Below are 25,520 nucleotides of genomic sequence, written 5' to 3'. Positions count from 1 at the left end.
AGTAAATTCATGACTATTCAGACGCGCCGCCTCGGTCGCACCGGCTGGAACATCTCGGAAATCGGTTTTGGCGCCTGGGCTATCGGTGGTTCTTGGGGAGATGTGGATGAAGCTGATGCGAAGGCCAGCGTTCATGCAGCCCTTGATGCGGGAATGACCTTTATCGACACGGCCGATGTTTACGGTGACGGTCGCTCTGAGCGCATCATCCGTGACGTGTTGAAGGAGCGCGGCGGCGAGCGACCGATCGTTGCAACGAAGGCCGGACGCAGGCTTAACCCGCACGTGGCCGACGGATACACAAAGTCCAATCTTGAAGCCTTCGTGGATCGAAGCCTATCGAACCTCGGCGTAGAGGCGCTCGATCTGGTCCAGCTCCATTGCCCTCCGAGCGAAGTCTACTATCGTCCTGAGGTGTTCGGCGCGATGGACGATCTCGTGTCGGCAGGCAAAATCCGCCACTACGGCGTATCGGTAGAGAAGGTCGAAGAAGCGCTTAAAGCTATCGACTTTCCGAATGTTTCGACCGTTCAGATCATCTTCAACATGTTTCGCCATCGTCCCTCCGACTTGTTCTTCTCCGAGGCTCTGCGGCGCGATGTCGGTGTCATCGTGCGTGTGCCCCTGGCGAGCGGCATATTGACGGGAAAAATGGGGAAGGACTCGACTTTTGCCGCCGATGACCACCGGAACTTCAATCGGCACGGTGAGGCATTTGATGTTGGTGAAACGTTCTCAGGTGTCCCGTATGATGTCGCGCTGGACGCGGTTGAGCAATTGCGAGCGCTTGTTCCCCATAAAGCCACCATGGCTCAGTTTGCGCTGCGCTGGATATTGATGGAAGACGCCGTTTCGGTGGTTATTCCCGGCGCGAAGAACCGCGACCAAGCCATAGCAAATGCGGCGGCGAGCGGTGTAGCGGCAATACCTGCAGAGATTATGGACCAGGTGCGGACGCTTTATCGCGAGAAAATCGCTCCGCACGTTCATCAGCGCTGGTAGGCAATATGTGAGAATGAGAGCGCCGGTTCGTGTCGGGTACATGGCGCTCTTCTTCTTTCAACGGTGCACCGTGCAGAACTGGACGCTGGCTATTTCGCAGATCGGCAGAGCGCCGCTCTGGCCTTGCCTCGTTTGATCCGAGAATAACTAAACGAACACACGATATGTTTGTTTCGTTGCGGGTCCTGACCCTAAAACCGTCTACTTTCTGTAGACTGTTGCTGGTGTTGCTTTGATAGCAAGGGAGGAAGGACATGCCGCTTCAAAACCGTGTCGATCCGTTCGGGGATATTCTCGATCTACCATTGCGTGGTCTTTTTACCGGCAACCGCGGCATCATCCATGATCCCGCGTCAAAAACGCTGACCACCAAGCGATGGGCTTCGAAATCCTGGCTGATTTGCAGTTGCAGCTATAAGGACGTCCGCCGTGACGTCATGGCGTCACGAAGCTGGACTGAGCTGTTCTTTCTTGATGAAGCGACCGCGCTCGCTGCCGGACACAGACCCTGCTTTCAATGCAGGCGGGAAGAGGCTTCCAAGTTTATGGTCGCCTGGGTCGAGGGCAATGGTTCTCCGGCAAGTTCCATCCGCGATATTGACACAACGCTGCACCGCGAGCGGCTGCAGATGAAGCGAAAACGCGTCAATGTCCTGCTCACGCCTGTGGAGGAACTGCCGGATGGAACAATGCTTGCAGCCCAGGGCGAAGCCTATCTCGTGGCGGGTGGCGATACATACCGGTGGAGCCCTGAAGGCTATCGACAGACGTCTACGCTCCCTTTCGTCGATGGGCTGCTGACGCCGCCCTCGACATTGAAGGCGCTGGAGGCAGGCTATAGACCCGTCCTGCACCCGTCGCTTGAAACCTCCGACCTGGATGCTGCGTGATGATGAATGATCTTTTCGCCGGGCTCGAACTACAGGCGGCTCGGAAGGATATGACAGAGGGTGCGGTGCTGATGCGCGCACGTGCGCTTTCGCAGGCAGACCAGCTACTTGCCGATATCCAGCGTATTTCATCATTGGCACCCTTCCGTCACATGGTGACGCCAGGTGGCTTTGCGATGTCCGTCGCCATGACGAACTGCGGCACCTATGGCTGGATCACGGATAGGCGTGGCTATCGTTATGAGGAACAGGACCCTTTGACCGGGCGGGACTGGAGCCCCATGCCGCAGAGCTTTCTGTCGCTTGCGACAAAGGCTGCTGAGGAAGCGGGCTACCCCAACTTCCTTCCAAATGCCTGCCTTATAAACCGGTATGAGCCTGGCGCCAAGATGGCGCTGCACCAGGACAAGGATGAAAAAGATTTTTCCATGCCGATCGTCTCGGTGTCACTGGGCTTGCCTGTCGCTTTCCAGTTTGGCGGAGCAAGACGGACCGATCCCGTCATGAAGCATCAGCTTCAGCACGGCGATGTCGTGGTCTGGGGAGGGCCATCGCGGCTCTTCTTTCATGGCGTATTGACGCTGAGAAACGGCGTGCATGAGAAGGCAGGATCGTTCCGCTACAATCTTACCTTTCGTCACGTGGTCATGTGAGCTGACGCTGTTTTATGCGTGCGGTAAGTCTTGAAGACGGCCGGCGACCAAAACCATTCTAATGAGGCTGTTAACTCTAAAATCGATCTTTCCGGCGTCGTATGCACGCATTTACCGGTCGTTTCATTATTCCCGTTTAGCGTGAAAGCATAACAAGAGATCGGGAAACGACGATGAACGCGATGCTCAAAGCGAACAGGGCTTACGATACGGATCGCCAGATTGAGTTCAATAGCAAACTCACGGCTGCGCATGCACGCATAGAGAAGCGATTTCTTGATGGCGGTGCGGTGCTCGTTTCCGTCATGGAGATGCTCAACGATCTTATCGGTATTCTCGACGGGATCACGGGGACGCTCGATCAGGGAACGACCGAGGATACGGTGGCTGGTCTGCGCAGGACGATCAAGGATCTGGCGCATTTGCCCGAAATCGAGAGCGATCGGAAAGCCGGCTTCGAGCAGTTGTCAACCATGTGTGTTTCTACCCGTGGCCACATCGAAGATATTCACGAGACCATTCGCTATCTCAAGACCTTTGCGGTTACGGTCAAAATTGCGGGTGCTGGCCTTGCGGAGTTTTCCGGTTTCGCGGATGAAATTCGCGAACGCATCCAGTCAGGCGCCGACGAAGTCAGTCGTTTCGGCGCCAATCTAGAGGCAATGCGCCTTCAGCTGACGGACGCCCGGATATTTTCGTCGAAAACTCTGAGTGACTTCGGATCGACCATTCCCTCCATCATCAAGGGCCTGAACGAGAATTCCGCTCGTATCGTTGAGCAGCATCGGGAAATGGCCGAAATAGCGGGGCAGGTCAAAAAGATTGCTCAGGGCGTGCAGGGCAAGATTGCCTCCACACTGTCCAACCTGCAGATCGGCGACATCACCCGACAGCGCATCGAGCATATCCAGAGCACGCTTCAGCTTCTCAACGAGTTCGTTGCCTCACCGGAAGGCGAAGCCCTCGATCACGATGAACAGGCTGTGCTGCGCGAGGCCGTCCTTCAGCTCATTAGCGCGCAGATGGATGAAACGGCCGCAGACTTCCAGCGCGATTGTGCCAAGATTTTCAACAGTATTTCCAGCTTCACCGATGATGCGGCTCGCATTCTCTCGCTTCGCGACGAGCTGGTCGATCGCAGCTCGAATGGGGATAAAAATGTCCTTTCACTGATGGAAAAGGATATTGTCGAAGCCTGCAAACTGGCGGAACGAGTTCAGGGAAGCAGCGGCGAGGCGGACAGCGTCGTCTCCTCGGTTGCCGAGAGCGCCAAGGAACTGCTGCGGGGGATCGAGGTTCTGCGCTCGATCAAGATTGATATCCATTACATGGCGTTGAATTCGAACCTGCGCTGCTCAAAGCTTGGCGAGGCTGGCCGTTCCGTCAACGTCGTTAGCGGCGAAATGCGTATCTTTGCCGGTAAGCTCGAGACGCCCGCAGATGCGATTGTCGAAGAGTTGCGCGGCGTTGAGGTCGCAACGCAGGCCCTGGTTGAGCAGGGGCAGGGCCTTTCCAAAAATTTCAGCGCACCCTTGAACGAAGCGTTGGAGTCGATCCAGAACGCAAAATCCCGTATGGAGCAAGGAACGCAGGCTCTGGCGGAAGAGGGGCAGGCGGTCTTCACCCGCATCAGTGCAGCCGTCGTCAACCTCGATTTCGAAAGCGAACTCGGTGCGACGTTCAACGATTGCTGCAATATTGCAGCCCAGCTTTCTGAAGGCTTCCAGGCAGACGTGTCCGGCTTTGCCGACAAGATCGAGGGGTTCGCCTCGCGCGTCTACAAGCTCTATACGATGGCGAATGAGCGCGAGATTCACGTCCGCTATCTTCCGGCAAACAACTCGTCGAGCCAGGCATCCGCACCTGCAGCCGCGTCGGCTCAAGCCGATGACGACGATCTTTTCGCTGACGCACTGTTCTGATTGCTGCAGGGACTGTTTCGAATTGATGGGAAAGCCGGTCACGGGGCATTCGAAGCATGTCGCACAAAGCCCGTGCGGTGGCTTTGCCACGACGACACGTTTTAGGCCTTGCAAAACGGAGCGGGATGTTCGATCCATCCCGTGGTTGCGTTCCTAAGGGAGAACGCGTTTGGTATCACGCTCGGTATCTCCGGTGGCAAAGCTGTCGTGAGCGAGTCAGTGTTCGCAATATCGGTGAGAAGCATGACACATTCTTTAGAAGCCAGGCCGCTCTTTGGCATTAGTCTGGCTGCTATGGGCTATGCCTGCTTTGCCATGCAGGACGCTGTGGTGAAGTACCTTGTGGAAACCTATTACGTTCCGCAAATTTTGTTCATCCGTAGTGCCGTGATTGTCGCCATTACCGGGACGCTGGCTTATTTCTACCGTCACCCATCTATTCTGAAAAGCAAATATCGGGGAACGCTCGTCCTGCGCGCTACTCTGATGCTGATCGCGTGGATGCTGTTTTACAGCTCGTCGCTTTATCTCGGTCTGGCGGAATTGACGACGCTGTATTTCTCGGCACCCATCATGGTCGTCGTCCTCTCCATTTTCGTTCTCAAGGAGAATGTCGGCTTCGGTCGCTGGATCGCATGTGCCTTCGGATTTATCGGGGTTCTCATCGCCGCCAATCCTACCCATTCACCCAATTGGCTTCCCTCGCTTCTGTGCATTGTGGCTGGCTTCTGCTGGGCGTGGAGCACGATTATCGTACGTATTGTCAGCAAAACGGAAACCACGCTGACGCAGATGTATTCGACAAGCGCACTCTTCGGTATTGCCTGCGCCCTGTCGTTGCCATGGTTGTGGAAGAGCCCTGATAGCCAAGGATGGGCTCTGATGATCGGTGTCGGCCTTGTCTCCACGCTTGGTCAGTTCCTTCTCTACGAAGGGTTCAGGCATGCGGAGGCCTCGTCTCTCGCGTCCGTCGAGTATACTGGCCTCATCTGGGCGTTCCTTTATGGCTATCTCATCTGGTCTGAGATCCCGGCCATCAATGTCTTCATCGGCGCCGCCATCATCGTGACCGCCAGCCTCGTCCTCGTCGGGTGGGAGCGGCGGGCAGTGAGATTGCCAAAAGAACGTGGTCCTTAAGCCGACCCGTCGAAGGTATCGAGGACGCGGGAACATCTGTGTCGCCGCAACGTTTGAGGAAGCCTGCAAAAGGAGACTCACATGGCAGTAACTTATCACGTCGACGAACATGATGGCGGCTTCGCATACCGGGTTGACGATGTCTGGTCAGAAACCTTTCCCGACCATGACACGGCCTTGGAGGCAGCGAAGGATGCAGCGCGCCGACAGCAGATCGGCGGAGAAGAAGTGGAAATCGCGTATCAGTTGGCTGATGGGCGTTGGCAGTCGCAGCATGTCAGTGGTGGAGACAGGCCAGAAACCGATGTCGTAGACGATACCGCAGACCGGTAACATGTCCTTGCCACCCATCATCGTTACGGCGCACGCCTCATCGGATGATATGGACTATTTCGACCTGCTGAGGCGGGAGCATTTCCCGCCCCACCGAAACTTCCTCGATGCCCACATCACGATGTTCCATCATCTTCCGGGCAGAGTATTCTGCGATATTTTGACGGCAGCCGACGAGGTCATGGCGCAGCGTGATCCATTCGTTGCGTCCATATCCGGTCTAAGACACCTGGGCGGCGGCGTTGCTTTCGATATTGACAGTCCGGAACTGAAAAACCTGCGTGCGGACCTCTTCAAATCGTTTGGCTCATGGCCGGGGCCGCAGGATCGGCAGAAGTTCAAGCCGCACATCACCGTCCAGAATAAGGTGGAGAAGGCGTCGGCGGACAGGCTGTATGATGATCTCCGTACTCATTTTCAGCCGCGTGAGATAACCATTCTTGGAATTGACCTATGGGACTATCTTGGTGGACCATGGGAGCATCGCGCGTTTCTCTCTTTTGGCCAAAACACATAGCCCGTACGGGCTGAAACAGAGCAACCATCACAGAGATCCATCCAGACATGCTTCTAACCCTCTCCAATGTCAGTAAATCCTACCGAACGGTAGAAGGGTCAGTCGCGGTATTGAAGGGGATCGACCTCTCGGTCGATGCTGGCGAGAGCGTCGCATTGACCGGAGAATCGGGCAGCGGCAAAAGCACACTGCTGCATCTGTCGGGTGGGCTTGATCGGGCAAATGGTGGCTCTATCGTCGTAGACGGTCGGGATATCACCGCGTTGGACGAAGCTGGACGGGCGCATTACCGACGTGAGGTGGTCGGTCTCGTATTCCAGCAGTTCAACCTCATTCCCTCCCTCGATGTTGCAGATAATATTGCGTTTCACGCAAAGCTCGCGGGGCGTCACGATGCGACATGGGAGCGTGAACTGGCCGAGACTTTGGGGATCGGCACTCTACTCAACCGTTACCCAGAGCAATTGTCCGGCGGTCAACAGCAGCGTGTTGCGATCGCTCGGACGCTGGCAGCGCGACCGGCCCTGGTTCTCGCCGATGAGCCAACGGGCAACCTCGATGAGGCGACCAGCGAAATCGTCCTCGATCTGATGATATCGCTCAGCCGAAGCGCCGGCTCTGCGCTGTTGCTTGTCACTCATTCGAGCCGGATGGCCGAGAAGCTGGACCGGCGGGTGATGTTGCGCGGCGGAAAGATCGCCGCATGATGTGGGTGGTGTTTCATGCGCTGCTCTCGCATTGGCGGCACAGGCCGCTTCAGTTCGTGACATTGGTGCTCGGTATCGGCCTTGCGACAGCGCTCTGGTCCGGTGTCCAAGCGATCAATGCGGAAGCGCGGGCGAGCTATGCCCGCTCCGCGTCGATCATCGAACAAAGTAGCCTCGCTCGTCTCGTTGCAAAGAATGGCGGGCTTATCGCTCCCGAAAGCTTCGCGGCATTGCGGCGGGCCGGATGGAATGTCTCGCCGGTCATCGAAGGCGATTATCGGTTCAATACCGCTCGGATCAGATTGATCGGTATCGATCCTCTGAGCATGTCCGGCGGAAACGGACCGGTCAGAATTTCGAGTTCATCCGATCTGGTGGACTTCATGGGCGGTAAAGGCCTGTTGATGGTTTCGCCAGCGACGGCAGCCCGGCTCGAAGGCCAGACACGGATACCAATAAGAATTTCGCCGGATGTGCCGGACGATACCGGCTTTGTCGACATTGGGCTTGCCGACCGGCTGCTGCGCCGAGACGGGCGATTGAGCCGCATCATGGTGGCTGAGACCCAGCGTCTAGACATCGCGGATGTGACAAGCGTTGCGCCAGAGCTTCACATCCAGCCAATGGAAGACCGGGCGGATATGGCACGCCTGACGGACAGCTTTCACCTGAACCTCACCGCCTTCGGTTTTCTGGCCTTTATCGTTGGTCTCTTCATCGTTTATTCGGCGACAGGTCTCTCCTTCGAACAACGGCGGGCGAGCTTTCGCACCATTCGTGGGCTCGGTGTTTCCTTGCAGATGCTGACGGCACTGTTGCTGTTGGAAATCCTTGCTCTTGCTCTGCTCTCCGGCATGATCGGCGTTGGCTTTGGCTATGTCATCGCATCGGCACTGCTGCCAGGCGTCTCGTCCACCCTGCGTGGCCTTTATGGCGCTGCTGTACCCGGAAGCCTTCAGTTCCGCCCGGAGTGGTGGGCGGCGGGAATGGCCATGGCGCTTGCGGGAACACTGCTTTCCTCCGCGCAGAGCCTTTGGCGTGTGCGCAATTTGCCGCTTCTGGCCTCTTCACAACCGCAAGCATGGGGGTTGTCATCCGCGCGTTCTCTGCGCATCCAGGCCTTGGCTGGCGCTCTCCTTCTCCTCGTCGCCATATTTGTCGCTTGGTGGGGGGCGGGCTTGGTCGCCGGTTTTACGGTGCTCGGTGCGTTACTACTGGGTGCTGCCTTGCTCTTGCCAGCCTTCCTGTCGAAGGCGCTGACATTGGCTCAGAATAAATCGAAGACCGCGCTGACGGTCTGGTTTTGGGCAGACACGCGTCTGCAACTGCCGGGCCTGTCGCTCGCTCTCATGGCGCTTCTCTTAGCACTTTCGGCCAATATTGGTGTTGGCACCATGGTGTCGAGCTTCAGAATGACCTTCATAGGATGGCTAGACCAGCGTCTGGTTGCGGAGCTTTACGTCACCGCTCGAGACGATAACGAAGCCGCTCGACTGAGGGCATGGTTGCCGCAGCACGCCGATGCCACCCTGCCGATCTTTGGCACGGAAGGCGAAGTCAACGGCGAGCTGGTGCAGATCTCAGGGGTTGCGGACCACTCAACCTATCGTGATCACTGGCCGTTATTGTCGCAGGAGCCTGATGCTTGGGACGCGGTCAGCAGAGGCGACGGGGCACTGATCAACGAACAGCTTTGGCGCCGAGATCATTTAGCGCTGGGAGAGCCGTTGCGTCTTGCCGATGGCTGGACGCTCAGGATTGTCGGGGTGTATTCCGACTACGGCAATCCTCGCGGTCAGATCATGGTCGGCGCAGATGCCCTGACACAGCATTACCCGCAAGCGTCCCGGCTGAGATACGGAGTACGTGTCGATCCCTCTTTGGCTCAGGGACTCAAGAGAAAAATGGTCGACGAGCTCGGCTTACCGGAAGGCAATATCCTCGATCAGGCGGCCATCAAACGCCAGTCGCTCGACATATTCGAACAGACCTTCACCGTGACGGGCGCCCTCAATATTTTGACACTGGGTGTGGCAGGCTTTGCCATGTTCGCCAACCTTCTGACGCTTTCCGGCGCAAGGCTCTCTCAATTGGCACCGATCTGGGCGATGGGGATCAGACGGCGTGACCTTGCGTATTTCGAGGTGTGGCGAACGCTCGCCCTGTGGTGCATCACTTTCGTTGCCGCCATTCCGGTCGGGCTTGCGCTGGCTTGGGTGCTGCTTTCCGTTGTCAATGTCGAAGCATTCGGCTGGAAACTTCCCATGATGATCTTCCCGCTGGATTGGTTGCGTCTTGGTGCCATCGCGCTCGTGGCGGCGCTTCTATCGGTGTTGCTGCCCGTTCGTCGGCTAGCTTCAATCGATCCAGCCGATCTTCTGAGGGTGTTTGCCAATGAGCGTTAAACTGTTCCTATATACGCTTTCTCTGGGCCTTGCGCTTTGGCAGCCGGTGGCTGCGCAAGGCTTTGCCGGTCTCGGTTCGGAGGCTCAAGGCTTCGCTATTCCACAGCGTGGTGTCGCACTAACATTTCCCAAGGATCACGGCGCTCATGCGGATTATCGCATTGAATGGTGGTACGTCACCGCCAATCTGACGACGGAGGATGGTCAAGCCCTCGGTGCGCAATGGACACTCTTTCGGTCAGCGCTGGCACCCAACGACACACAAGGCTGGTCCAGTCCGCAAATATGGATTGGACATGCTGCCATCACCACGCGCGAAACTCATGTCGTCGCCGAGCGTTTTGCGCGTGGAGGCGTCGGTCAAGCGGGCGTTACTGCCATGCCGTTCGATGCCTGGATCGACGACTGGCAGATGAGGGGGGAACCCGCAGTCTCTGAAGACACACTGGACGATCTGACCCTCAATGCAAATGGCGCGGATTTTTCCTATCAACTGAAACTGGACGCCGAAGGGCCTCTCGCTTTACAGGGTGACCAGGGTTTTTCGATCAAATCGCTGGCGGGACAGGCCAGCTATTACTACTCGCAGCCTTTCTATCACGTCACAGGCAGCGTTGTGCTGAATGGAAAATCCGTGAAGGTTAACGGGCGCGCGTGGCTCGACAGGGAATGGTCGTCCCAGCCCCTCGCATCCGATCAGATGGGGTGGGACTGGTTCTCGCTCCACCTTGCAAATGGCGACAAGGTTATGGCGTTTCGGCTGCGGGACACAAAGGGCGGCTACACCTCCGCCAACTGGATTTCTGCTGACGGCCAGACCACGCCGCTTGCCTCGCAGGACGTCGTTCTGGAGCCATTGCGTATGGCAAAGGTCAACGGTCGGAATATTCCCGTCGAATGGCGGGTGAGAATTCCCGTTAAAGGTCTCGACATTACAACACGTCCCCTTAATGACCAGTCGTGGATGGCTGTTTCCACGCCCTACTGGGAGGGTCCGATTTCCTTTACGGGCAGTAGCGGCGGTGTGGGCTACCTGGAAATGACCGGCTATTGAACATGACCGCCAAGAGCCATATGTTGACGCCAACAGATGATTGATGTGGCAGGGGCGGTTGTCGCGATGGCGACAACTGAAAATGATTGAAAGCAGATAACCCCGCGACCAAGCTCTTTTCGGCCACCGGTCTTTACAGCAATATCCATCGAGCAACGTTCGACTATTTCTGCTCGGGCGCGCATCAGACGACGGGCTTGCCCTTCGACAGGTTGACGGCTGAGGGAAAGCCGATCAACGATATTGTGTCGATATCGGGCGTTGGCTTTGGCCTCATGGCTGTCCTCGTCGGTGCCGAACAGGGCTGGATCAGTAGAGAACAAGCCCTTGAGCGGGCCTCGCTCATGGTCCGGTCGCTGTCTTCGGTCGAGCGTTTTCACGGTGCGTTGCCCCATTTCATTCATGCGCAAACGCTTGAGATTCTGCCTTTCGGCCGCAGAGACGATGGGGCCGATCTGGTGGAAACCACACTGTTTCTCCAGGGTCTGATCTGCGCAAGGGAGTATTTTGCGACTGACATTGCAGCGGAAGTGGATTTTAGAGCCTTGGCTGAACGGTTCGTTCAGGGCGTGGAATGGTCATGGTTCACGCGCAGAAAGCCCGGGCCACTCTACTGGCACTGGAGCCCGAACCACCACTGGGCACGCAATGTTCCGATTACCGGTTGGAACGAAGCACTGGTGACGTACGTCCTCGCGGCGGGATCGGAAAAACATGCGATCAAGCCGGAGAGCTACCATGACGGATGGGCGCGTAGCGGCGAAATGGTCAATGGCAATAGTTATCTTGGGACGGTGCTGCCGTTGGGGGAGCCATTCGGCGGACCACTTTTCCTGTCGCAATATTCCTTCTGTGGGCTCAATCCTTTCGAGCTTCGCGATCGATATTGCGATTATCGCCAACAGGTGATCGCGCATGCTCGGATCAATCATGATTACTGCAAGGCACAGTTCGGCAGCGAGGCGCCGTGGGGCATGAGTGCTTGTGACGGCCCGAAAGGATATCGTGCCTTCTCGCCGACGGTGGATGGCGGTGTCATCGCTCCGACCGCCGCCCTTTCCAGTTTTGCTTATCTGCCGGATGAAGCGGAAGACGCGCTGAATAGCTTTGCCTCCCACCAGTCTGGCGCCCTGATCGGCAAGTTCGGATTCATCGACGCATTTTCGCGTGTCACCGGCTGGGCGGCACGAACGCATCTGGCCACAAATCAGGGCCCTATCGTCGCAATGATGGAGAATCATCGCACTGGCCTTCTCTGGCGATTGTTCATGCAGGCGCCGGAGGTGCAGCGCGGGCTGGACAGGCTTGGTTTCGAGCAAGCAGCGTAAAAGTCACATCGTGCTCGATCTCAGTCTTCGATAAACACGTCCATTCCGACCTGTAGAATGCCGGGATCGATCACGTCGCAATAGACGCCTAGGCAGCGGTGATTTGTCCGCAGGATCGTTCGTAGAACCTCTGGTTGCTCGGGTAGATCAGGCTGAGGGATCAGCGTCACGCCACAGCGCTTGGTTCTCTCGATGACGATGGCGCGGACGCTACCGATATGGAGGATTGCGCCAATCCAACCGTCTTCCGGAAAATCGTCGGTCAGAGCTGTATCGAGAAGAAGTGATGGCCTGAAGCGCCGGCGATCTGCCTCCTGCGTAACCAGTCTGCCCTCGATCTGCCTCACAGACGAAGAGCTGAGAAGATGCAAAGGGCTCGCCTTATACGCTCTCCCGATGACAGGGAGCCTCGGCGATATCTCTTCGGCCACATCTGGATACTTGCCGAGCGATACGCCAAACCCGAAATAGGCCGACAGGCGCTCGACAATATGACGGTCTTCGATGGAGAGTTCCTGGTCGTCTGGGAAGCGGATCAGTGTTTCACCAGTCTCCCCAACGCGGCTGCAGAGTAAGAGTGCCGGGCGCCAGCGCGGATCTTTCTCCGGCGTGGCGATAGCGCCAGTTTCCGTCTCGAAAAGGCCGAAGCGTCGATCGCCTTCAAGGCCGCGTTCGTCAATTGAAAGTGCATTGCACATTTCGCCCCCGGTTGAGCTGACCGGGTAGCGCCAAAGTTCCTGAATGCGGCCGACTTTATTCATATGGGACATTCCGACGATGATTACGCCGTAAGACGCTCATGAAAGTCGGCTCTTGCCATATCCGCGATGATGGACGCTGCTACGGCCTCACCGATCTCCGCTGCGCTGGTAATACCCTGGATAAAAGGGTGTTTGTGCAACAGATAAGGTATGGCGGCGCAATAAAGTGCGGTTTGAAGGGCGCCTCCCGAAATGACGCGGTAATCCTCATCGACATCGATGCCGCCAAGATACTCGACTTCGCCCACGTGATCCTCGGGAAGTATGCTCAACTCCCGCAGGGTGGGTGCCTCGCGCACGACATTTGCATTCACCAGGCTTGGAAAAGGAATATCCTTGGCAGAATGAGCGCTCTGGCCTGTCGCATCGATAAAGGTATCGAATTCTAGTCTCTCGGATTCTGTTTTGACCGTCGCCCCCCTTTTGCCCGGCGCCGTTTCGATCTCGTAGTCGTTTCCAAGCTTCTGAATCGATAGGACTCCCGCATTGTGAAGCGCCAGAAGGCGCTGGATGGAAAGGTGGGGAACAGTCGCATATTCGTCGATGAAGATGCTTTTGAAGGATTTTCCGAAACGTCGGAAATCGTTCAAGTCGAGATGCGGGACAATCCTGGCAATGATCTCGTGGGTGATCATGATGGCGTTGCGCCACGGCACGGTAACCTTCTGGATCATATTGCTTTGTGCTTCTGCCAGATTGCGTGCGGCCCAGGCGAAGGCATCGATGCCGGATCGCTGGGCATAATAGGCCTCGGCAAAACTGTCTGCATCGAGATCCGACAAGCCAATCTTCATGGCATATTCCGGATCGCGAAGCGCGAGCTCCTGGCTAAAAAGCGTAAAAGTCGCGTCGAGAAGACCGCTGGAACCCTTCGCGATCAATGCATCCACCGCTTCTTCCGTGCAGATTGTGGGCGTCTCGTAGGGGATTGGGAAATAAAAATCGGCTTCCGGCAAAAGCCCTTTTCGCGACATCATCGTGGCGTGGAAGTCACCTGAACCGGCTGCAGGCTTGTAGATCAGGGCGCCCGCTTCATCGTATAAGAACGAGCCGTGTGCTGTCGATACCGTCATCAGCGCATCGATAGCGCTAAGAGACGTTCCGAGAATTCCAAGCGAGCCGCTGGGTATGCCTTCCAAGGCTGAAGCGGGCCAAGGCGAGACGAAGTAACCTGGCTTTGTTTCGGTCGTCTCGGGCCAGTCATGCCCGGTAGCGATCACGACATAGCTGAACGAACTGCCGAGATCCTCTCCTTGCCCGGTCTTTACCTGTATGGCCGTCTCACCGACGACGATATCGGTGACGCGGTGGGCGGGTTTTACCAGCACGGCGTGTCCCTTTTCCTTTGCTACCGTCAAGAGGAACCGGAACTGCGTATGTAAATAATCGCCCAAGACAACGCGGGGGTAGAACTGCCGCTCGTCTATTTCACTTTTGACGATGCCGAAGCGCTGGAGATAGTCATCCGGCTGCTTCGCCAGCCAGTCCATCAAAGTCTGACCGATGAAAGGAATTTCGATGCTGGGAATGTTGCAGAGCATTACCGGATCGTTGATGCTTGGCAGATAGGGAGTCCCTTTGCCCGCCTCGCTCTCGGCTTCGTAGATGGTAATATCGAGAGGCGTAGGTGACGCGATCAGGTTCTTCAGCGTGTAAATGCCGGTCGGACCCGATCCGATGATACAGATTCTGTTCTTCACGTAAGTTTCGCCGATTCAAAATGGTGATGCCGATCATGTTAAAGAACAGGATCAGTAAGTTGTTCCGTCGATCTTTCGGAGCGTCCGGTAACGGACGTTGTTTGTATCGTGCTGGACTGCTTCTTGGACGCGCAGGGGGAGGTTCGGAAGAGCCGAACAGTGGATTTTTGTCGGAACGAAATAGCGCCCGGCTCATTTTCTGAGCGTCAACGAATACCGACAGGAGGAAATATCCAATGATCTCTGCAGACAACATTCGCGAGCATATGGAAGTCAAGGCAGCCGATGGCAGCCACGTGGGAACCGTCGATCACCTCGAAGGTCAGAGCCGCATCAAGCTGACGAAAAACGATGCCGACGACGGCAAGCACCACCTGATCCCGCTGGACTGGGTCGATCACGTCGATTCCCATGTGCATCTCAGCAAGTCGGCTTCCGACGTGCGTGAGAACTGGGAAACGCTCAACTGAGCAACCAGCCCTGTGCGTGAAAAAATGCGGCTATTGAGCCGCATTTTTTTTGCCTATCATCTCGGACGACGGCTTTTTAGGCGGCGCGTTCCAGGCCGGGGGCTTCCACTCCGGTCCTCTCGACATATTCGGTATATCCGCCGTCATATTGGTGGATACCATCGGGCGTCAATTCGAGAACACGATTGGAGAGAGCGCCAAGGAAGTGGCGGTCGTGCGAGACAAACAGCATCGTGCCCTCATATTCCGAAAGCGCCTTGATCAGCATCTCCTTGGTGTCGAGATCAAGATGGTTGGTAGGCTCGTCCAGAACGAGGAAATTCGGCGGATCGAACAGCATGGCGGCCATCACGAGCCGCGCCTTCTCGCCACCTGACAGGACACGGCATTTCTTTTCCACATCGTCACCTGTGAAGCCGAAGCAACCGCTGAGCGCGCGAAGCGGGGCCTGACCAGCTTTGGGGAAACGTTGTTCCAGCCATTGAAGAATGGTGGCGTCTCCATCAAGAAGATCCATGGAATGCTGGGCGAAATAGCCGAGCTTGACGCTGGCGCCAATCGTGACGCTGCCATGATCCGGTTCTGTACTGCCGGTCACAAGCTTCAGCAGGGTCGATTTACCCGCGCCGTTCACACCCATCAGGCACCAGCGTTCCTTGCGACGGATCATGAAGTCCAGGCCGTCGTAGATCGTGCGACTGCCATACGCTTTCTTGACCTTCTTTAGGGAAACAACATCTTCGCCGGAGCGAGGAGCAGGAAGGAATTCGAAGGCCACGGTCTGGCGGCGGCGTGGCGGTTCGACGCGCTCGATCTTGTCTAGTTTCTTCACCCGGCTCTGCACCTGGGCGGCATGCGATGCGCGTGCCTTGAAGCGTTCGATGAATTTCAACTCCTTGGCAAGCATTGCCTGCTGGCGTTCGAATTGCGCCTGCTGCTGCTTTTCGTTCTGCGCCCGCTGTTGCTCGTAAAAACCGTAGTCGCCGGAGTAGGTTGTCAGTGAGCCGCCATCGATCTCGATGATCTTGTTGACGATGCGGTTCATGAACTCACGGTCGTGAGACGTCATCAACAATGCGCCTTCATAGGTCTTCAGGAAATTCTCAAGCCAGATCAGGCTTTCGATGTCGAGGTGGTTGCTCGGTTCATCGAGAAGCATCACGTCAGGTCGCATCAAGAGGATACGAGCAAGGGCCACGCGCATCTTCCAGCCGCCCGAAAGCTTGCCAACGTCGCCGTCCATCATTTCCTGGCTGAAGCTCAGCCCCGCCAGCACTTCGCGAGCGCGGCCCTCCAGCGAGTAACCATCCAACTCCTCATAGCGGGCCTGAACTTCGCCATAACGTTCGATGATTTCGTCCATCTGGTCCAGTTGATCGGGGTCGACCATGCGCGACTCCAGTTCGCGCAGTTCGGCTGCGATCACGCTGACAGGGCCGGCACCTTCCATCGCTTCCGCGACCGCGCTGCGGCCTGCCATTTCGCCGACATCCTGGTTGAAATAGCCGATCGTGATATTCTTCTCGGCAGCGACCTGTCCCTCGTCTGGCAGTTCCTCGCCGGTGATCATACGAAACAACGTCGTCTTGCCAGCGCCGTTAGGCCCCACCAGACCGACCTTTTCGCCGCGATTAAGGGCGGCAGATGCCTCGATATAGAGAATGCGATGGCTGGCGGACTTGCTGATATTTTCAATGCGGATCATGGGGAGCGGACCAAACTGTCAAAACGTTGCGCCCCTATGCCATGGCGCGCCGCCGGTGTCATCCGCTGAATGGTCGGGAAGGGCAGGAAGGGCAGCAAAGCAGTGGTGTAAAGCAAAAAGCGACCCCGTAAGGATCGCTTTTTGGTCTTTCGCCTTGGGAGGCCGGTTTATGCCTGTGGCTGCTTGGTCTTGCGCAAGTAGGGCAAAACCGTATCGAAGGAACCGAAACGCTTCACTGCGTCTTCGTTGGACACTGCGGCGGTGATGATGACGTCGTCGCCCTGCTTCCAGTTGGCGGGCGTCGCGACCTGATGCTTCGCCGTCAACTGAATGGAGTCGATGGTACGCAGGATTTCATCGAAGTTGCGGCCAGTCGTCATCGGGTACGTGAGGATCAGCTTGATCTTCTTGTCCGGGCCGATCACGTAGACGGAGCGCACGGTCGCGTTGTCGGCAGGCGTGCGGCCTTCGGAACTGTCGCCGGCATCGTCAGGAAGCATGTCGTAAAGCTTGGCGACCTTGAGTTCCTTGTCCCCGATCAACGGATACTCAACATTAAAGCCCGTCGCGGTCTTAATGTCCTGCTTCCATTGCGCATGGCTCTCTACCGGATCAACAGAAATGCCGATGACCTTGACGTTGCGCTTTTTGAATTCCTCGTCGAGGCCTGCCATCGCGCCGAGTTCGGTGGTGCAGACAGGCGTGAAATTCTTAGGGTGAGAGAAGAGAACGGCCCAGCTATCGCCGATCCAGTCATGAAAGCTGATCTGGCCTTGGGTCGTGTCAGCGGTAAAGTCCGGTGCGGTCTGGTTGATGCGCAATGTCATTGTCTGCTCCCATTCACATGCTGACGGAATAGTGCCGTGAAACCAGCCACATGTCGCCGCAGATTTGTGCTTGCGGGGAAGCTTCAAAGGAAAATGAGTCTGAATTTGGAGTGTCAGCGCAAAATTTATCCTCAGGCAACATGATGGCCGAACGGCTTGTTCGGCCATCATGCAATAGTTGAGGTTACGAAATGACCGGATCGAGCGAGCCTGAGGCGTAACGCTTTGCCATATCGCGCAAGGCGATCGGCTTGATCTTGGCTGCCTGACCTGCGGTATTGAACAGTTCGAAACGTTCCTTGCAGAGCTTGGTCATCGCTTCTCGCGCTGGCTTCAGATATTTGCGCAGATCGAATTCAGCAGGCTCTTCGACGAGGACCTTACGGATCTGGCCGGTGATCGCCATGCGGCAATCGGTGTCGATATTGATCTTGCGAACGCCGTTCTTGATGCCGCGCTGGATTTCTTCGATCGGAACGCCGAACGTAGGCTTGATCGCGCCACCATAGGCATTGATAATGTCCTGCAGATCCTGCGGAACAGTCGAGGAACCGTGCATCACGAGATGCGTGTTCGGCAGCTTGCGATGGATTTCCTCGATGACGTTCATTGCCAGAACGCTGCCGTCAGGCTTGCGCGTGAACTTGTATGCACCGTGGCTGGTGCCCATGGCGACGGCCAGCGCGTCCACCTTGGTCTCGCGAACGAATTTTACAGCTTCGTCCGGATCGGTCAGAAGCTGGTCGTGCGACAGAACGCCCTCCGCGCCATGTCCGTCTTCAGCCTCGCCCATACCGGTTTCGAGAGAACCGAGAACTCCGAGTTCGCCTTCGACCGAGATGCCGCCGTAATGCGCCATGTTGGTGACCTGGCGCGTCACACCGACATTGTAATCCCAATCGCCCGGCGTCTTGCCATCAGCCTTCAGCGAGCCGTCCATCATGACCGAAGTGAAGCCAGCCTGGATGGCCGTCATACAGTTGGCAGGCTCGTTGCCGTGGTCGAGGTGCACGCAGACGGGGATGTCGGGATAGATTTCCACCACGGCGTCCATCATGTGCTTGAGCATGATGTCATGCGCATAGGCACGAGCGCCGCGCGAAGCCTGCATGATGACCGGCGAATTGGTTTCGCTGGCTGCATCCATGATGGCCAGTGCCTGTTCCATATTGTTGATGTTGAAGGCGGGCACGCCATAATCGTGTTCAGCTGCATGATCGAGCAGTTGGCGGAGCGTAATTCGAGCCAAGGTTTCTCCCCTTAATTGAAGGTCACCGTCAGGTGCGGGACCATTTGAACCGAGTGTGTGACCGATTTTTCATCACGGGAAACACTCTTGTCTTGAAGGGGATAACTCGCCAAGCACTTTTTGAAGGCACGAGTTTTTCAAACGATTTGGTTCGAATCTTTTTTTTGGACGGCTTGTCAAAGCGGCATTTTACGCGCTGATTTCAACCACTGCGAGAACCGAATCGGAAACTTCAATGAACTATTCAAAAGAAATTAACCTGTCGTAGTTGGGCGAAAACCCGTCGCTTTCTGCGCAGGCTGTTTGCGGTCTTCACGCCATCATCCATTCAAGCTTGCAAAAGACAAGAACTGAGCCTGGTGCCAGCGGCGCACCTGCGCTTTCGTAGATGCCGCCAACAAAGGGAACATAACAGATATGAACAAACTGCTTGCATCGACCTGTCTCCTATTCGGACTGCTGGGCGGCGCTGCTGCCGCCAATGCTGCCGATTGCGGTAGCCCGACCATCGCCAGCATGAACTGGCAGAGTGCCGAAGTGCTTTCCAACATCGATAAGATCATCTTGAACGAAGGCTATGGCTGCACCGCTGACATCACGGTGGGCGATACTGTTCCGACCATCACCTCGATGGCTGAAAAGGGTCAGCCGGATATCGCGCCGGAAGCTTGGGTGGATCTGCTTCCCGATGTCGTGAAACGCGGCGTCGATGAAGGCAAGCTTGTTATTGCTGCCAAGGCCCTGAAGGACGGCGGCGTCCAGAGCTGGTGGATACCGAAGTATTTCGCCGACGCCCATCCTGAAATCAAGACTTTCGCCGACGTCTTCAAGAACCCGAAATTGTTCCCTGCTCCTGAAGATCCAAGCAAGGGTGCCGTCGTCAACGGTCCGCAGGGCTGGGGCGGCACAGTCGTCACCGCGCAGCTTTTCAAGGCCTATGGCGGCGAGAAGGCTGGCTTCACCTTGGTCGACAGTGGTTCTGCTGCCGGTCTCGACGGCTCGATTGCCAAGGCTTACGAGCGCAAGCAGCCCTGGGTCGGCTATTACTGGGCGCCGACCGCAATCCTCGGCAAGTATGAAATGGTGAAGTTGACGCAGGACGTTACGAACGATCCAGCGGAATGGAAGCGCTGCAACACGGTTGCCGATTGCCCCGACCCAAAGCCGAATGCATGGCCGGTCGATCAGGTCGTGACGCTCGTCGCCAAGCCATTTTCCGAAAAGGCCGGCCCTGATGTGATGGCCTATCTCAACAAGCGGTCCTGGGACAACGCCACCGTCAACAAGTTGATGGCTTGGATGACAGATAACCAGGCCACTGGCGAAGACGGTGCAAAGCACTTCCTCAAGGAAAACGCCGATGTCTGGACGACCTGGGTGTCGCCAGAAGCGGCCGAGAAGATCAAGGCGTCTCTCTAACCACTCCCCCTCGCCACGCCGTTCTCTTCAAGAACGCGCGGCACGCGAAATGACATGCGGCGCCCATCTGCCGCGTGTCAACGCCGTGGGTGACGATACGTCACTGTTCGACCGTTCCCCGAAGGGGTAACGCTCACAGGGGATGACTATGGATTGGTTTTACACATTTCCGCATATGAATGATGAGGCTCTTCGGAACCTCAAGAAGGTGATCGACGACGGCTTCCGCGGCTTTACCCGAGAATGGGGCGGCACGATCGAAACGTTCTTTTCGCCGCTTCAGCATTTTCTGATCTCGGCCGAACGCTTCATGACACAGACACCGTGGCCGATCATCATCCTGATCATTATGGCAATCGCCTGGTTCGCCAGCCGCAGCCTCAAGATCGTTTTCGGCTGTCTGATCACGCTTCTCCTCATCGGTTACTTCGACATGTGGACCGACACGATGCGGACGATCTCGATGATCTTCGTCTGTACGGTGCTTTCCATCGCTATTGGCCTACCGCTCGGTATCGCCATGTCGCGGTCCGACCGCTTCCAGCGGATCGTCAATCCCGTGCTGGACGTGATGCAGACGATGCCAAGCTTCGTTTATCTGATCCCTGTCGTCATGCTGCTTGGCATCGGCAAGGTACCAGGCCTGATCGCCGTCGTTATCTACGCCATCCCGCCGATGATCCGCCTGACCGATCTCGGCATCCGACTGGTTGACAAGGACGTGCTGGAGGCAGCTGATGCCTTTGGATCGTCCGGTTGGCAGAAGCTCTTCAAGGTACAGTTGCCGCTTGCCTTGCCGACGATCATGGCCGGTATAAACCAGACGATCATGATGGCACTTGCCATGGTGGTGGTTGCCTCGATGATTGGTGTACAGGGACTGGGACAGCCGGTGCTGAAAGCCATCGCCAACCAGTATTTCACGCTCGGCATCTTCAACGGTCTAGCCATTGTCGGCATTGCCATCATCTTCGACCGAATTAGCCAGGCCTATGGCAAGCGGCTCCAGAAGCACCAGGAGGTCGCCCATGGCTGATGATTTCGGCGGTATTGAAATCCGCAATCTCTACAAGATTTTCGGTTCCAACCCTGCGTCCCATGTGGAGGCCGTGCGCAACGGTCTGACGAAGCAAGAGTTGAACGAAAAGTATGGCCATGTGCTCGGGCTTCGCGATATCAACATCACCATTCCGTCGGGCTGCATTCAGGTCATCATGGGGCTGTCCGGCTCCGGCAAATCTACGCTGATCCGCCACATCAACCGGCTGATCGACCCGACCGCCGGAGAGGTGCTGGTGGATGGCGTGGATGTCGTGAAGATGTCAGCGACTGAACTTCGCGAGTTTCGTCGCCACCAGACCGCTATGGTGTTCCAGAAGTTCGCACTTCTGCCGCATCGCAACGTGCTGGACAACACGATCTACGGGCTCGAAGTGCAAGGCGTTGCGCGTGACAAGAGCATCGATACGGCGATGCGCTGGCTGGAGCGCGTTGGTCTGAAGGGCTTTGAGCAGCGCTACCCCAACCAGCTTTCGGGTGGCATGCAGCAGCGCGTCGGTCTTGCGCGGGCTCTCTCAAACGACGCGCCCGTGCTGCTAATGGATGAGGCCTACTCGGCGCTCGATCCGCTGATCCGCACGGACATGCAGACCGTGCTTCTCGATATTCAGAGCGAGATCAAGAAAACCATTGTCTTCATCACGCATGATCTGGATGAGGCGCTGCGGCTAGGCGACCAGATCGCCATCCTGCGCGATGGCGAGGTTATCCAGCAGGGTGACAGGCAGGATATCGTGCTTCGTCCGGCCGACGCTTACATTGAAAGCTTCGTTAAGGAAGTGAACCGCGGTCGCGTCGTCAATGTCGAAGCCGTCATGACGCCGGTCCGCAGCACTGTCGTTGCTGATGCGCCGCCCGTTCCTGCTGGCACAAGCATTGAGGAAGCCATGCGTCTGCTTGCCATTGGCGGACATGAGGTTGCGACAGTGGTTGGCAAACAGGCCGAGCCGCTCGGCATCGTGACCTTCCGTCAACTGGCAGGTGCCATGGTCAATGCACCTGGCTCCGCAGAGCACTCCCATGGAGATAATGTCGTTCGTGCACAGGCCTGAACGGACTGTTCACTAATCGCTTCGGTACATCCTGCTGGCGGCTCACTATATGTGGGACAACCACAGTCATTAAGCCAGCAGGTTTTATCTCATGAAGAAGATCGGTTTTCTGTCCTTCGGCCATTGGAGCCCCGGACCGCATTCGCAGGCACGCACCGCCAAGGACGTTTTGCAACAATCCATCGACCTTTCCGTCGCCGCCGAGGAAATCGGCGTCGATGGTGCATATTTCCGCGTGCATCACTTTGCTCGCCAGCTCGCTTCGCCTTTTCCTCTGCTCGCGGCAGTCGGCGCGCGCACCAAGTCGATCGAGATCGGCACGGCCGTCATCGACATGCGCTACGAGAACCCGCTTTACATGGCGGAAGATGCCGGCTCTGCCGATCTGATATCGAACGGACGTCTGCAATTGGGCCTAAGCCGAGGATCGCCCGAACAGGTGATCGACGGTTGGCGCTATTTTGGTTATCGTCCGGCTGATGGGGAAAGCGACGCCGACATGGGCCGTCGCAACACCGAGATATTGCTAGAGGTTCTCAAAGGCCAAGGCTTTGCCGAACCAAATCCGCAGCCGATGTTCCCCAATCCTCCTGGCCCTTTGCGGCTGGAGCCACATTCGGAAGGCTTGCGCGAACGCCTATGGTGGGGTGCAGGCTCCAACGCCACGGCCCAGTGGGCGGCAAAGCTTGGCATGAATTTGCAAAGCTCGACACTGAAGGATGATGAGACAGGCGAACCCTTCCACGTTCAGCAGGCGGCGCAGATCCGGGCCTATCGCGATGCATGGAAGGAAGCGGGTCATGAACGGACGCCACGCGTATCGGTTAGCCGCAGCATTTTCGCACTCGTTGACGATCGCGACCGCGCCTATTTCGGCCGAGGTTCGAAGGAAAGCGACAGCATCGGTTACATCGACGCCAATACGCGTGCGATCTTCGGTCGCTCTTATGCGGCCGAGCCGGATGTGCTCGTCAAGGAACTCGCAAAGGATGAGGCGGTGGCGGAAGCCGATACCTTGCTCTTGACGATCCCGAACCAGCTTGGCGTCGACTATAACGTCCATGCGCTGGAGGCGATCTTGAAATATGTTGCGCCGGAACTCGGCTGGCGCTGACGATATTACAGCGTCGTCTGCGATTAGGATCAGAAAAGACGCTCTAACTCTCTGGATGCAATATTAAAAAAGCCGGAGCGAATATCGCCCCGGCTTTCTCTTATCAGATGAGTAGACTTACTTCTGCCAGCTCTTCACCAGTTCGTCGTAGTTAACGGTAACCGGCTTTTCCTTCTCGTTGTCGACCTTCAGCTGCGGTGCCAGATTGCCCTTGGCGACTGCGTCCTTGTGCCAGTATTCGAGATCGTGCTCTTCCGCGAGCTTCGGTCCCTTGTCTCCCTGAACGCCTGCGCGTTCCAGGCGTGCCATGACCTTTTCCTGTTCGGCGCAAAGCGAATCCATGGCTTCCTGTGCGGTCTTCGCCCCGGAGGAGGCGTCACCCACCGCCTGCCACCACAACTGAGCCAGCTTCGGATAGTCAGGAACGTTGGTACCAGTCGGCGACCACTGAACGCGGGCAGGCGAGCGGTAGAATTCGATCAGACCGCCGAGATCCTTGGCGCGCTTGGTGAAGCTCTCGTGGTTGATCGTCGATTCACGGATGAGCGTGAGGCCGACATGCGCCTTCTTCACATCCACCGTCTTGGAGGTGACGAACTGCGCGTAGAGCCAGGCGGCTTTGGCGCGGTCCGTCGGGGTGGACTTCATCAGCGTCCAGGAACCCACGTCCTGATAGCCGAGCTTCATGCCGTCTTTCCAGTAAACACCATGCGGGGAGGGGGCCATACGCCACTTCGGCGTGCCGTCCTCGTTGACGACCGGCAGACCCTTCTTGACCGCATCCGCGGTGAAAGCGGTGTACCAGAAGATCTGCTGAGCGACTTCACCCTGCGCCGGTACCGGACCGGATTCGGAGAAGTTCATGCCCTGCGCTGCCGGAGGTGCGTAAGCCTTCAGCCAGTCGAGGTATTTCTGGATGGCATAGACGGAAGCAGGGCCATTGGTGTCACCACCGCGCGCAACGCAGGAGCCGACCGGCTGGGACTTTTCGTTGACCTTGATACCCCATTCATCGACCGGCAGACCGTTTGGCAGACCCTTGTCGCCGTTGCCGGCCATCGACAACCAGGCGTCGGTGAAGCGCCAGCCAAGCGACGGGTCCTTCTTGCCATAATCCATATGGCCGTAGACCTTCTTGCCGTCGATATCGCGACCGGTGAAGAACTCGGCGATATCCTCATAGGCCGACCAGTTGACCGGAACGCCGAGATCGTAACCGTACTTGGCCTTGAAATCGGCCTTGTTCTTGGCGTCGTTGAACCAGTCGTAGCGGAACCAGTAGAGGTTGGCGAACTGCTGGTCCGGCAACTGGTAGAGCTTGCCGTCCGGAGCGGTGGTGAATTTCGTGCCGATGAAGTCGGGAAGATCGAGACCAGGATTGGTGACGTCCTTGCCTTCGCTAGCCATCCAGTCGGTCAGGTTGCGCACCTGCTGGTAGCGCCAGTGGGTACCGATCAGGTCGCTGTCGTTAACGAAAGCATCGTAGATATTTTCGCCGGACTGCATTTGCGTCTGCAGCTTTTCGACGACGTCGCCTTCGCCGATCAGGTCGTGGGTGATCTTGATGCCGGTGATGTCCGAGAAGGCCTTGGCCAGCACCTTGGATTCATATTCATGCGTCGTCAGCGTTTCGGAGACGACCTTGATGTCCATGCCTGCAAATGGCTTTGCAGCGTCGATAAACCATTGCATTTCCTTTTCCTGGTCCGCACGGGAAAGGGAAGAAAGGTCGCCGACTTCTTTGTCCAGAAAGGCTTTGGCTTCATTCATGCCGGCGTGAGCCACGCCGGTGATTGCCAGCAGCACTGCTGCCGTGGTGGTAAGAAGATGCATTCGCATAAGAGGTCCTCCCAAGGTTTTGCGATTGCGTCATGTAGAGAAGTGCCGGGTCGTCCTCCGCCCCGGTATGTTGTCGGCAGCTATACGAAGCGGAACACCCCGATCGCATAGACAACCGAAAGAGCGAGCGCCCACCAGAGGCTTGGGCCGACAAAGCCGAGCCAAGCGAGGTTGATGAACGCAGAGCCGAGCAGCGAGACGAAGAGCCTGTCCCCGCGCGTCGTCTCGAAGCGAAGAATGCCGACGCGCGGATTGCCGCCGGGTGAAAAATATTCCCACACCGCCATGCCGATCAGCAGCATAAGGATCGTCAGAAAAAACAGGGCTGTCGGCAGCGTCCAGGCCATCCAGGAAAAATTCATGTGAGATCTCCTTTC

Annotated in this window: 23 protein-coding genes; 16 read left to right on the top strand and 7 right to left on the bottom strand. The window is 56.9% G+C overall.

Annotated elements, in window-relative coordinates; translation table 11 throughout:
- Positions 1-9: 9 nt before the first annotated feature.
- The 11 genes from QZ869_RS18325 to QZ869_RS18275 all read left to right on the top strand — a co-directional run bounded on the left by QZ869_RS18325 (position 10) and on the right by QZ869_RS18275 (position 11,948).
- The gene (locus QZ869_RS18325; RefSeq protein WP_296106417.1) at positions 10-1,002 is read left to right on the top strand and encodes an aldo/keto reductase; all 993 of its coding nucleotides are present in this window, start codon (positions 10-12) and stop codon (positions 1,000-1,002) included.
- Between the two features lie 254 nt (positions 1,003-1,256).
- Complete coding sequence (locus tag QZ869_RS18320; protein ID WP_296041227.1) at positions 1,257-1,892, top strand: hypothetical protein; 636 nt, start codon at positions 1,257-1,259, stop codon at positions 1,890-1,892.
- Between the two features lie 2 nt (positions 1,893-1,894).
- A complete protein-coding gene (gene alkB / locus QZ869_RS18315) occupies positions 1,895-2,545 on the top strand; it encodes a DNA oxidative demethylase AlkB (protein ID WP_296041254.1) in 651 nt (216 codons plus the stop codon).
- A gap of 173 nt (positions 2,546-2,718) precedes the next feature.
- Positions 2,719-4,467 carry a chemotaxis protein gene (locus QZ869_RS18310; protein ID WP_296106415.1) on the top strand — a complete coding sequence of 583 codons (1,749 nt, stop codon included), beginning with the start codon at positions 2,719-2,721 and terminating at the stop codon, positions 4,465-4,467.
- A gap of 243 nt (positions 4,468-4,710) precedes the next feature.
- Complete coding sequence (locus QZ869_RS18305) at positions 4,711-5,604, top strand: DMT family transporter (protein WP_296106412.1); 894 nt, start codon at positions 4,711-4,713, stop codon at positions 5,602-5,604.
- Positions 5,605-5,685: 81 nt separating this feature from the next.
- A complete protein-coding gene (locus tag QZ869_RS18300; protein WP_296041218.1) occupies positions 5,686-5,937 on the top strand; it encodes a DUF2188 domain-containing protein in 252 nt (83 codons plus the stop codon).
- A gap of 1 nt (position 5,938) precedes the next feature.
- Entirely contained in the window at positions 5,939-6,454 is a 516-nt protein-coding gene (locus QZ869_RS18295) for a 2'-5' RNA ligase family protein (RefSeq protein WP_296106410.1), read from the top strand.
- A 47-nt stretch (positions 6,455-6,501) separates the two neighbouring features.
- Positions 6,502-7,161 (top strand): ABC transporter ATP-binding protein, encoded by a 660-nt coding sequence (locus QZ869_RS18290; RefSeq protein WP_296106408.1) that lies wholly within the window; start codon positions 6,502-6,504, stop codon positions 7,159-7,161.
- On the top strand, positions 7,158-9,566 hold the full coding sequence (locus tag QZ869_RS18285) for an ABC transporter permease (protein WP_296106407.1): 2,409 nt from the start codon (positions 7,158-7,160) through the stop codon (positions 9,564-9,566). The genes QZ869_RS18290 and QZ869_RS18285 overlap by 4 nt, the downstream gene beginning before the upstream one ends.
- Entirely contained in the window at positions 9,556-10,620 is a 1,065-nt protein-coding gene (locus QZ869_RS18280) for a lipocalin-like domain-containing protein (protein ID WP_296098278.1), read from the top strand. Before QZ869_RS18285 ends, QZ869_RS18280 begins: the two co-directional genes overlap by 11 nt.
- An 86-nt stretch (positions 10,621-10,706) precedes the next feature.
- Positions 10,707-11,948, top strand: a complete 1,242-nt coding sequence (locus tag QZ869_RS18275) for a glucoamylase family protein (RefSeq protein ID WP_296106403.1) — start codon at positions 10,707-10,709, stop codon at positions 11,946-11,948.
- Positions 11,949-11,968: 20 nt separating this feature from the next.
- Here QZ869_RS18275 and QZ869_RS18270 read toward each other — a convergent pair whose 3' ends face one another.
- Together QZ869_RS18270 and QZ869_RS18265 are read right to left on the bottom strand one after the other, a co-directional pair.
- Positions 11,969-12,709, bottom strand: a complete 741-nt coding sequence (locus tag QZ869_RS18270) for an MOSC N-terminal beta barrel domain-containing protein (RefSeq protein WP_296106401.1) — start codon at positions 12,707-12,709, stop codon at positions 11,969-11,971.
- Between the two features lie 20 nt (positions 12,710-12,729).
- Positions 12,730-14,409, bottom strand: coding sequence for an FAD/NAD(P)-binding protein (locus QZ869_RS18265; protein WP_296106398.1), 1,680 nt, complete (start codon positions 14,407-14,409; stop codon positions 12,730-12,732).
- A 236-nt stretch (positions 14,410-14,645) separates the two neighbouring features.
- On the opposite strand from QZ869_RS18265, the gene QZ869_RS18260 reads away from it, so the two are divergent.
- The gene (locus QZ869_RS18260; RefSeq protein ID WP_296017296.1) at positions 14,646-14,879 is read left to right on the top strand and encodes a DUF2171 domain-containing protein; all 234 of its coding nucleotides are present in this window, start codon (positions 14,646-14,648) and stop codon (positions 14,877-14,879) included.
- A 76-nt stretch (positions 14,880-14,955) separates the two neighbouring features.
- On the opposite strand, the gene QZ869_RS18255 is transcribed toward QZ869_RS18260, so the two are convergent.
- The 3 genes from QZ869_RS18255 to fba form a co-directional block, all read right to left on the bottom strand.
- Complete coding sequence (locus QZ869_RS18255) at positions 14,956-16,584, bottom strand: ABC-F family ATP-binding cassette domain-containing protein (protein WP_296106395.1); 1,629 nt, start codon at positions 16,582-16,584, stop codon at positions 14,956-14,958.
- A 167-nt stretch (positions 16,585-16,751) separates the two neighbouring features.
- Entirely contained in the window at positions 16,752-17,411 is a 660-nt protein-coding gene (locus QZ869_RS18250) for a peroxiredoxin (RefSeq protein ID WP_296017293.1), read from the bottom strand.
- Between the two features lie 184 nt (positions 17,412-17,595).
- The gene (gene fba, locus QZ869_RS18245; protein ID WP_296017292.1) at positions 17,596-18,660 is read right to left on the bottom strand and encodes a class II fructose-bisphosphate aldolase; all 1,065 of its coding nucleotides are present in this window, start codon (positions 18,658-18,660) and stop codon (positions 17,596-17,598) included.
- A gap of 417 nt (positions 18,661-19,077) precedes the next feature.
- On the opposite strand from fba, the gene QZ869_RS18240 reads away from it, so the two are divergent.
- From QZ869_RS18240 to QZ869_RS18225, 4 genes are all read left to right on the top strand, one after another.
- On the top strand, positions 19,078-20,079 hold the full coding sequence (locus QZ869_RS18240) for an ABC transporter substrate-binding protein (protein ID WP_296106393.1): 1,002 nt from the start codon (positions 19,078-19,080) through the stop codon (positions 20,077-20,079).
- A 148-nt stretch (positions 20,080-20,227) separates the two neighbouring features.
- On the top strand, positions 20,228-21,115 hold the full coding sequence (locus QZ869_RS18235; RefSeq protein ID WP_296034691.1) for a proline/glycine betaine ABC transporter permease: 888 nt from the start codon (positions 20,228-20,230) through the stop codon (positions 21,113-21,115).
- On the top strand, positions 21,108-22,190 hold the full coding sequence (locus QZ869_RS18230; protein WP_296017285.1) for a glycine betaine/L-proline ABC transporter ATP-binding protein: 1,083 nt from the start codon (positions 21,108-21,110) through the stop codon (positions 22,188-22,190). The genes QZ869_RS18235 and QZ869_RS18230 overlap by 8 nt, the downstream gene beginning before the upstream one ends.
- 91 nt (positions 22,191-22,281) lie before the next feature.
- Positions 22,282-23,304, top strand: coding sequence for an LLM class flavin-dependent oxidoreductase (locus tag QZ869_RS18225; protein WP_296017284.1), 1,023 nt, complete (start codon positions 22,282-22,284; stop codon positions 23,302-23,304).
- A 117-nt stretch (positions 23,305-23,421) separates the two neighbouring features.
- Here QZ869_RS18225 and QZ869_RS18220 read toward each other — a convergent pair whose 3' ends face one another.
- Positions 23,422-25,143 (bottom strand): ABC transporter substrate-binding protein, encoded by a 1,722-nt coding sequence (locus tag QZ869_RS18220; protein WP_296106391.1) that lies wholly within the window; start codon positions 25,141-25,143, stop codon positions 23,422-23,424.
- Between the two features lie 80 nt (positions 25,144-25,223).
- Complete coding sequence (locus QZ869_RS18215; protein WP_296034698.1) at positions 25,224-25,505, bottom strand: DUF2160 domain-containing protein; 282 nt, start codon at positions 25,503-25,505, stop codon at positions 25,224-25,226.
- Between the last annotated feature and the right edge of the window lie 15 nt (positions 25,506-25,520).

Source organism: uncultured Agrobacterium sp. (assembly GCF_913777885.1).
Taxonomy (GTDB): domain Bacteria; phylum Pseudomonadota; class Alphaproteobacteria; order Rhizobiales; family Rhizobiaceae; genus Agrobacterium.
The sequence above is the reverse complement of the archived record's forward strand: the minus strand, read 5'-3'. Positions and strand labels throughout refer to the sequence as shown.